This is a genomic window from Pseudomonas sp. (genome assembly GCF_041601375.1).
Lineage (GTDB): Bacteria > Pseudomonadota > Gammaproteobacteria > Pseudomonadales > Pseudomonadaceae > Aquipseudomonas.
This window is the reverse complement of the sequence record NZ_JBFIIG010000182.1, coordinates 1-8387: the sequence shown is the minus strand read 5'-3', so window position 1 is coordinate 8387 and position 8387 is coordinate 1. Positions and strand designations below refer to the sequence as shown.

Sequence of the window (8387 nt, the reverse complement as noted above, 5' to 3'; positions counted from 1 at the left end):
GGCGCCAAGCTGGCGATGACACTGCTGCGCCAGGTAGCCGATGCCCAGGGGCATCTGCTTGTCGCGGCCGCTCTCCAGGCTGCAATTGCCCAGGCGCGGCTCCTGCTTCTCCTCGGAACGGTACCAGAAGGTTTCGCTGGCGCCGTCGGCCGTAAAGTCGATGGCCAGGGCCCAGGCGTAATGCTGCTCGATCAGCGCCTGCAGCTCGGCGGCCGGCATCTGCGGTTGCAACTCGAGGGATTCGACCAGGGAAAAGCTGTCCTCCAGGCTGTCGACCAGCTCCGGGTAGAGCTCCAGCAGGATGCAGTTGAGCAGCTCCTGACCCTGCAGGCTGAGCTGTTGCTCGACCCAGCTCGACAACTGCTCCCAGCTTTGCAGCGGGTGGCTGGCGAGCCAGTCCTGCAGCGCGGCGAAGTCTTCCAGCACCCGGCGGTTGTTGCCGGTCTGCCAGTCGTCCTCGGTGACGGTCTGCTGGATATGCAGGGTGCCGCGTTCGACCAGCACCTGCAGGCGGGCCAGACGCTCGGCGGTGACCTGGCCGAGGCCGCGCACGCGCGCCAGGGCCAGCTCGCGCATCTCGATCCAGCGGCTGATCAGCTGCGGGTGATTGATCAGGTAGGGCGCCATGCCGAGGCCCGTGGAGTTGCCGATGCCGAAGTAGCGTTTGAGCTGCGGTTGCAGCGCCACGGCCGTTTCAGGCGCGCGCTGGCGGGCGATGTGCTCGGCCTGCTGCAGGCTGAAGTTGCGCAGCATGAAGCAGTTGAACATCTCGGCGGCGAAGGGCCGGGCGAAGTCCGGGTGCTTGCTGCTGACTTTTTCCCAGTCGGCCATGCCCAGCTTGCCGCTGCCGTACACCGCAGTGGTGCGATAGAGGTAGCCGACCTTGGCGATCTGCTCCACCTCGGGCTGCTGGCCGGCGCTCAGGGCCGCCACCACGCTGTCGAAGTTGCGCACGCTGCGGTTGGCCCGCGACAGCACCATCACCCGCGAGTCCAGGCGGCCGGCTTCCTGCAACGGCACGTTAAGGCGCAGGTACTCGACGTAGGCGTCGTCCACCTCGCCCTCGCACAGCGCCATGGTCAGGTCCCACTCGCTGGCGATCACCCGGTCATTGCGCTTGTCCGGGTCCAGATACTGGGAAAACAGCACGAAGCTGAACAGGTCGCCCGTGGTCTGGATACGGTAGATGACGGTGCCGTAACCCTCGGCATCCAGCTCGAAACGCCGCGCCTCGATCTGCCAGCCCTCGCGCATGATCTTGCGCACCAGGCAGCGCATGAAACTCAGGCGGCTCTGGTGCAGGCTGCCCAGGCGTTCCAGGTCCATGACCACATGGGCCGGACGCAGGCGGATCGCCTGTGCCCCGCGCTTGCCGGGATCGATGCTGGAAGGAATGCTCATGGGCTGGACCTCGACTGGCGCAAGCCGTATCCGGCACTGCGGCCTGCTGAAGGCCAAGTGGGACACGGCGGGTTGTTGTTATCTGCCGTCGATGGTGGTGCAAGGGCCGGCGCAGGGCAATTCAGATCGCCCTATCAGCCGATAAGGGAAACTTATCTAAAGCACCGTAACGATCAGATTAAAGCGCACTCAGACCTGCTCCGGATCCAGTTCGTTGTCACGCAGGATGAACTCGAACAGCGCCTGGGCCGCCACCGGCAGCGAATGATCGGCGCGGCGGACGATGCCGATGTCGCGGTTGATCTGCGGGTCGTTCAGCGGAATGAAGCGCAGCTGACTGTGCTCCAGCGGAAAGGCGAAGCGCGGCAGGGTGGTGATGCCCATGCCGGCCTCGAGCATGGCCAGCAGGGAAATCATGTTGGACATATAGAACTGCGCGTCGACCACCAGTTCTTCGGCGGCGGTGTCCGCCAGCAGGCGTGAAGTGCCATTAGCGATCAGCCGCTCGCCGCGCAGTTGCTGCCAGCTCAACTCGACTTCATCGGCCAGTCGATGGTCGCTGCGACAGACCACACCGATGCTGTCCTCCCAGATCGGAATGAAGCGGATGTCGCTCTCCGCCTCCCACAGGCTGGCGATGCCGAAATCGACCTGCTGGTTCTCGACCACCGCCAGCACCACCTCGGAGCTGTCGTCGAACAGGCTGACGTGTAGATCGGTGGCATCGCCGATGAAGCGGGTGAGGATGTCCGGCAGCAGGCGGCTGGCGATCGACGGCACCGAGGCGATGCGCAAATGCCCGGATTTGTGCTGGGCGATCAGGCTCATGTCCTTGATCACCCGGTCGTGGTGGGCGATCAATTCCTTGGCGTAGGCCATGAACTGCACGCCGAAGGGGGTCAGCTCCGGCCTGGCCGCGCGGGCATTGCGCTTCTCGAACAAGGCCTGGCCGAGCTTGCCCTCCAGGTCGCGGATCGACAGGGAAATCGCCGGCTGGGTGCGGTGCGCCTTTTCCGCTGCGGCATGAAAGCCTTGCAGCTCATGCACCCAGACGAAGTGCCGCAGCTGGGCGATTTTTAGCTCGGGCAGCATGGTAAGTTTTCCTTATCAAACAATATTTACTACTGATTTTAGTTTATTGAGAACGGCGCCTACCATTCGCTCACAGTTTGAGAGGAGGTGCATATGTCCGGCGATATCTTTGCTAACTACATCAATGGCGAGTGGCTTACGGGCTCCGCGACTATCCGCAATATCAGCCCCGCGAACATCCAGGATGTGCTGGGCGACTACGCCCAGGCCGACGCCGGGCAAATCGAGCAGGCCCTCGACGCGGCCATCGCCGGTCAACTCGAGTGGCAGCGCAGCGGCCTGGAGCAGCGTTATCAGGTGCTGACCGCGATCGGTGACGAATTAATCGCGCGCAAGGCCGAACTGGGCGAGCAGCTGGCCCGCGAAGAAGGCAAGACCCTGGCCGAAGGCATGGGCGAAGTCTACCGCTCCGGCCAGTTCTTCCACTACTACGCCGCCGAAGTGCTGCGGCAGATGGGCGAGACCGCCGATTCGGTGCGTCCGGGCGTGGAAATCGAAACCCGCCGCGAGCCGGTCGGCGTGGTCGCCATCATCACCCCGTGGAACTTCCCCATGGCCACCGCGGCCTGGAAGATCGCCCCGGCCCTGGCCTTCGGCAATGCCGTGGTGTTCAAGCCCGCCAATGCGGTACCGGCCAGCGCCTGGTCGCTGAGCGAGATCATCGCCCGTCAGGGCCTGCCGGCCGGCACCTTCAACCTGCTCATGGGCAGCGGCGCCACCGTTGGCGACGCGCTGATCCACTCCAACAAGATCGATGCCCTGAGCTTCACCGGCTCGGTCGAGACCGGGCGCAAGGTGGCCTGCGCCACCGCCGCCAACTTCGTCCGTTGCCAGCTGGAAATGGGCAGCAAGAACGCCCTGATCGTGCTCGACGATGCCGACCTCGACCTGGCCGTGGACTGCGCGTTGAACGGCGCCTTCTTCGGCACCGGACAGAAGTGCACCGCCTCCTCGCGCCTGATCGTCACCGCCGGCATGCACGACCGCTTCGTCGCCGCCCTGGTCGAGCGCATGGGTCAGCTCAAGGTCGGCTACCCGCTGCGCGAAGGCACGCAGATTGGCGCGGTGATCGACGGCAAGCAGCTGGAGCAGAACCTGCGCTACATCGAGCAGGCCAAGGCCGACGGTGCAGTGCTGGCCTGTGGCGGCGAGCGCATCGAGGAAGAGTACGAAGGCTTCTATATGCGCCCGGCGCTGTTCGTCGACACCCGCAACGACATGCAGATCAACCGCGACGAGGTGTTCGGTCCGATCGCCTGCGTGATCAAGGTCGCCGACTACGAGGAGGCCCTGGCCACCCTCAACGACACCGACTTCGGCCTCACCGCCGGGATCATGACCCAGTCGTTGAAGGTCGCCAGCGACTTCAAGCGCCGCGCCAAGACCGGCTGCGTGATGGTCAACCTGCCGACCGCCGGCACCGACTACCACGTGCCCTTCGGCGGCCGGAAGAACTCCAGCTTCGGTCCGCGCGAGCAGGGCAGCTACGCCCGCGAGTTCTACACCGTGGTCAAGACCACCTACATCCGTGCCTGAGGGGGTGTGCCATGCATGACGACCTGATTGTGATCGACGGCCTGCAGTACTCCAACTGGGACCGTGAGCTGTTCACCCAGCTGCGCCAGGGCGGCGTCACTGCGGTGCACGTGACCCTGGTGTACCACGAAAATGCCCGCGAAACCCTCAGCCGTCTCGGCGAGTGGAACCGCCGCTTCGAGCAGCACGGCGACCTGATCATGCCGGTGGCGGGCGCCGCCGACATCCGCCGGGCCAAGGAGCTGGGCAAAGTGGGGATCTTCTTCGGCGCGCAGAACTGCTCGCCGATCGAGGACGATATCGCCCTGATCGAGGTGTTCCGCCAGCTCAACCTGCTGATCATGCAGCTGACCTACAACAACCAGAGCCTGCTGGCCACCGGTTGCTACGAGGGCAGCGACAGCGGTATCACCCGCTTCGGCAAGCAGGCGATCGTCGAGATGAACCGGGTCGGCATGCTCATCGACATGTCGCACAGCGCCGAGCGCAGCACCCTGGAAGCCATCGAGCTGTCGAGCCGGCCGATCATCATCTCCCACGCCAACCCGGAGTTCTTCCATCCGGCCAAGCGCAACAAGTCGGAGACCGTGCTGCGTGAACTGGGCCAGTCCGGCGGCCTGCTCGGTTTCAGCCTGTACCCCTTCCACCTGCACAACGGCTCGGACTGCACCCTGGCGCAGTTCTGCGACATGGTCGCGCGTACCGCCGACCTGATCGGCATCGAGCATATCGGCATCGGCACCGATCTGTGCCAGAACCAGCCGCAGTCGGTACTGGAGTGGATGCGCAGCGGCCGCTGGTCGAAGCAGGTCGACTATGGCGAAGGCTCGGCGAGCAACGCCGACTGGCCCAAGCCGCTGACCTGGTTCGGCGACAGCCGCGACTTCCCGAACATCACCCAGGGCCTGCTGCAGCGCGGTTTCAGCGCCGAAGACACCGCCAAGGTGATGGGTCTCAACTGGCTCAACACCCTGGAGCAAGGCCTCACGCCTGCTCCGTAACTGTCCTGAACAACTCAACAAGTACAAAATTCTTGTCAGGAGAACACTATGAATAGCAAATCGCAGGCGGCCCAACTGGGGGCCGTCGACAGTGGCAAAAGCTCTCTGCTGCATGATGTGGATGTACCGGTACTGCTGATGAGTGGCGGCTTCGTCCTGCTCTTCGCCATCCTCGCGCTGCTCGACATCGAACTGATGACCGAGTGGGTCAACGCCGCCTTCGCCTGGTCCACCAAGGTGTTTGGCGCCTACTGGCAGGTGCTGCTGCTGCTGACCTTCGTCATCGGCCTGTTGCTCGCCATGGGCCGCACCGGTCGGGTGCGCCTGGGCGCCCTGGCCAAGCCTGAGATGCCCACCTACACCTGGGTGTCGATCATCATGTGCACCCTGCTCGCCGGCGGCGGTGTGTTCTGGGCGGCGGCCGAGCCGATGGCCCACTTCCTCTCGCCACCGCCGCTGTACGGCGGTGAGACGGGCACCCCGCAGGCGGCCTACAACGCGCTGGCGCAGAGTTTCATGCACTGGGGCTTCCTCGCTTGGGCGATTCTCGGCAGCCTCAGTGGCATCGTGCTGATGCACCTGCACTACGAGAAAGGCCTGCCGCTCAAGCCACGCACCCTGCTCTACCCGCTGTTCGGCGAGCGCGTCATGACCGGCTGGTTCGGTGCCCTGGTCGATGCCTGCTGCGTGCTGGCGGTGGTCGCCGGCACCATCGGGCCGATCGGCTTCCTCGGCCTGCAGGTAAGCTTCGGCCTGGAGAAGTTGTTCGGCATCACCAACGACTACAGCACCCAGCTGGCCATCATCTTCATCCTGGTCGGCATCTACACCCTCTCCGCCGTATCCGGGGTGACCCGCGGGATCAAACTGCTCAGCCAGCTGAATGTGGTGCTGGCGGTGGTGCTGATGCTGTTCATCCTGCTGTTCGGCCCGACCGCGTTCATCTTCGATGCCTACGTGCAGTCCATGGGCATCTATCTGGACAAGTTCATCCCGATGGCCACCTTCCGCGCCGACCCGGCCTGGCTGGACTGGTGGACGGTGTTCTTCTGGGGCTGGTTCCTCGGTTATGGCCCGCTGATGGCGATGTTCGTCGCGCGCATCTCCCGTGGACGCACCATCCGCGAGCTGGTGACCATGATCTCGATCGTCGCGCCGGTGATCACCTGCTTCTGGTTCACCATCGTCGGCGGCAGCGGCCTGGCCTTCGAGCTGAGCAACCCCGGTTCGGTGTCCGAAGCCTTCGCCGGTTTCAACCTGCCCGGCGCGTTGCTGGCGATCACCGCGCAGCTGCCTTTGGGTTACCTGATCTCGGTGCTGTTCCTGATCCTCACCATCATCTTCGTCACCACCACCGGTGACTCCATGACCTACACCATCTCCATGGTGATGACCGGCACCGACCACCCGCGCTCGGAAATCCGCGTGTTCTGGGGCGTGATGATGGGCGTGGTGGCGGCCCTGCTGATCTCCATCGGCTCGGGGGGCATCAGCGCGCTGCAATCGTTCATCGTGATCACCGCCGTGCCGGTGTCCCTGGTGCTGCTGCCGGCCCTGTGGAACGCACCGCAGATCGCCCGGCGCATGGCCGACGAGCAAGGCCTCTAATCCCCACCTTTGAGGGAGTGCGGCAGCCGCCGCCTCCCTCTTTTTTATTCCGCAAAAAGTAGGAGCACGCCATGAAACAGGCCGTGAAAACCCAGTTGTTCCCGTCCAAGGCCCCGCTGGAGTGGGCGGTGATCGGCAACGGCACCCTGTATACCGCGCAGATCCCCATCGACCTCCAGGGCCAGGTGGTGCCCGGCGACATCGAGGCGCAGACCCGGCAGACCCTGGACAACCTCAAGCACACCCTCGAATGCGCGGGCCTGGGCATGGACGCGGTGAGCCAGGTGCTGATCTACGTCACCGACCGCAGCTACCTGGCCACGGTCAACGCGGTGTACGCCGAATATTTCAGCGCGCCCTACCCAAACCGCGCGGCCATGGTCATCGCCGGCCTGGCCCGCGAGGAAATGCTGGTGGAGCTGGTGGTCTACGCCGTCGCCTGATGCGCATGGCCTAACGCGCTCGCTCGGCACAACCGGCTGGCGCGTCGAATGCCTGGCACTCACCCCCTGTCGCGGCCACCGCACCAACCCAGGGCCCCCTATTCCTCGCGCACCAGCGCCCAATCGCCATAAGCGAGGACGGCGCCGCTCACAGCAAAAAGCCGCCCAGCTGGGCGGCTTTTTGCGCTTGACTTGACACTCAATTACCTTCGCGGCGCAGCGCCTGTGGGCTGAAGTCGCGCGGGCTCAGGCGGGCGTTGAAGTCGTACATCGGCTCGTTGTTGTCCAGACCGTCGACGAAGTAGCGGCCACCCTTCAAGTCGTAGAGGGTTTCCAGGGTACTGCCGAACATCGGCACTTCGTAGTAGCTGATCGGGTGGCTTTCCTGCAGGCCGACCAGCGCAGCGGCGTCTGGCGCCACTGTTTTTCGTGCCCGGCCCCACAAGGGGTCGAGCGTGATGTGCTTCGGTGTTGCGGTGAGGGGCCGTCCTGGCGCCGGGTGGTCCCGATCTTGTGCAAGCGTCCTGTGGCTGTCGTGCAGCCGGGTCGCGCTGCCGGGGCAGCGCTTGAAGCTGTTTTGCGGCTAGTTCTCGCGCTGGAACTTCAGGTCCCACACGCCATGGCCGAGGCGCTCGCCACGGCGCTCGAACTTGGTGACCGGGCGCTCCGCCGGGCGCTCCACGCAGCGGCCGTCGGCCGCCAGGTTGCGGTAACCGGGCGCCACGTTCATCACTTCCAGCATGTGTTCGGCGTAGGCTTCCCAGTCGGTGGCCATGTGCAGCACGCCACCGATCTTGAGTTTCTGCCGCACCAGCTCGGCGAACGCCGGCTGGACGATCCGGCGCTTGTGATGGCGCGACTTGTGCCAGGGGTCGGGGAAGAACAGCAGCAGGCGATCGAGGCTGGCGTCGGCGACGCACTGGCGCAGCACTTCCAGCGCATCGCAGCTGTAGACCCGCACGTTGCCCAGGTTCTGCGTCAGCAGGCCGTTGAGCAAGGCGCCGACACCCGGCTTGTGCACCTCGACGCCGATAAAGTCCTGCTCGGGCGCCGCCGCGGCCATTTCCAGCAGGGACTGGCCCATGCCGAAGCCGATTTCCAGGGTCCGCGGTGCACTGCGGCCGAATACGGCATCGAAATCCGGGGCGCCGGCGTCCAGCTCCAGGCCGAACTTGGCCCAGCCCTGGTCGAGGCCGCGCTGCTGGCCTTCGGTCATGCGCCCGGCGCGCATCACGAAACTCTTGATAGCGCGGTGCTGGCGCTGTTCCTCGGCTGGCGCCGGGGGTTGCTGCGATTCGGTCATCGG

At 64.9% G+C, this 8387-nt stretch carries 7 protein-coding genes and 1 pseudogene; 4 read left to right on the top strand and 4 right to left on the bottom strand.

What is annotated here, in order from left to right; translation table 11 throughout:
• On the bottom strand, window positions 1-1401 hold a 1401-nt coding region (locus tag ABZE94_RS18200; RefSeq protein ID WP_372877135.1), incomplete at its 3' end, for a hypothetical protein.
• Window positions 1402-1590: 189 nt separating this feature from the next.
• On the bottom strand, window positions 1591-2493 hold the full coding sequence (locus ABZE94_RS18195; protein WP_372877133.1) for a LysR family transcriptional regulator: 903 nt from the start codon (window positions 2491-2493) through the stop codon (window positions 1591-1593).
• A gap of 93 nt (window positions 2494-2586) precedes the next feature.
• Between ABZE94_RS18195 and ABZE94_RS18190 the strand changes: the two genes are divergently transcribed.
• From ABZE94_RS18190 to ABZE94_RS18175, 4 genes are all read left to right on the top strand, one after another.
• Window positions 2587-4029 (top strand): aldehyde dehydrogenase family protein, encoded by a 1443-nt coding sequence (locus ABZE94_RS18190; RefSeq protein WP_372877132.1) that lies wholly within the window; start codon window positions 2587-2589, stop codon window positions 4027-4029.
• Window positions 4030-4040: 11 nt separating this feature from the next.
• On the top strand, window positions 4041-5030 hold the full coding sequence (locus ABZE94_RS18185) for a membrane dipeptidase (protein WP_372877130.1): 990 nt from the start codon (window positions 4041-4043) through the stop codon (window positions 5028-5030).
• Between the two features lie 48 nt (window positions 5031-5078).
• Window positions 5079-6638: a BCCT family transporter gene (locus ABZE94_RS18180; RefSeq protein WP_372877128.1), complete on the top strand. Its 1560-nt coding sequence runs from the start codon at window positions 5079-5081 to the stop codon at window positions 6636-6638.
• A 71-nt stretch (window positions 6639-6709) separates the two neighbouring features.
• Entirely contained in the window at window positions 6710-7081 is a 372-nt protein-coding gene (locus ABZE94_RS18175; RefSeq protein ID WP_372877126.1) for a RidA family protein, read from the top strand.
• A 199-nt stretch (window positions 7082-7280) separates the two neighbouring features.
• Here ABZE94_RS18175 and ABZE94_RS18170 read toward each other — a convergent pair.
• Together ABZE94_RS18170 and trmB are read right to left on the bottom strand one after the other, a co-directional pair.
• Window positions 7281-7481: pseudogene (locus ABZE94_RS18170) on the bottom strand (DUF1329 domain-containing protein); the annotation flags it as partial.
• Window positions 7482-7664: 183 nt separating this feature from the next.
• Entirely contained in the window at window positions 7665-8384 is a 720-nt protein-coding gene (trmB, locus tag ABZE94_RS18165; RefSeq protein WP_372877137.1) for a tRNA (guanosine(46)-N7)-methyltransferase TrmB, read from the bottom strand.
• Window positions 8385-8387: the final 3 nt, after the last annotated feature.

Bases quoted from the DNA above. Each gene is read 5' to 3' on its own strand.
- ABZE94_RS18195 (WP_372877133.1), bottom strand. From the start codon at position 2,493: ATGCTGCCCGAGCTAAAAATCGCCCAGCTGCGGCACTTCGTCTGGGTG.
- ABZE94_RS18190 (WP_372877132.1), top strand. From the start codon at position 2,587: ATGTCCGGCGATATCTTTGCTAACTACATCAATGGCGAGTGGCTTACG.
- ABZE94_RS18185 (WP_372877130.1), top strand. From the start codon at position 4,041: ATGCATGACGACCTGATTGTGATCGACGGCCTGCAGTACTCCAACTGG.
- ABZE94_RS18180 (WP_372877128.1), top strand. From the start codon at position 5,079: ATGAATAGCAAATCGCAGGCGGCCCAACTGGGGGCCGTCGACAGTGGC.
- ABZE94_RS18175 (WP_372877126.1), top strand. From the start codon at position 6,710: ATGAAACAGGCCGTGAAAACCCAGTTGTTCCCGTCCAAGGCCCCGCTG.
- trmB (WP_372877137.1), bottom strand. From the start codon at position 8,384: ATGACCGAATCGCAGCAACCCCCGGCGCCAGCCGAGGAACAGCGCCAG.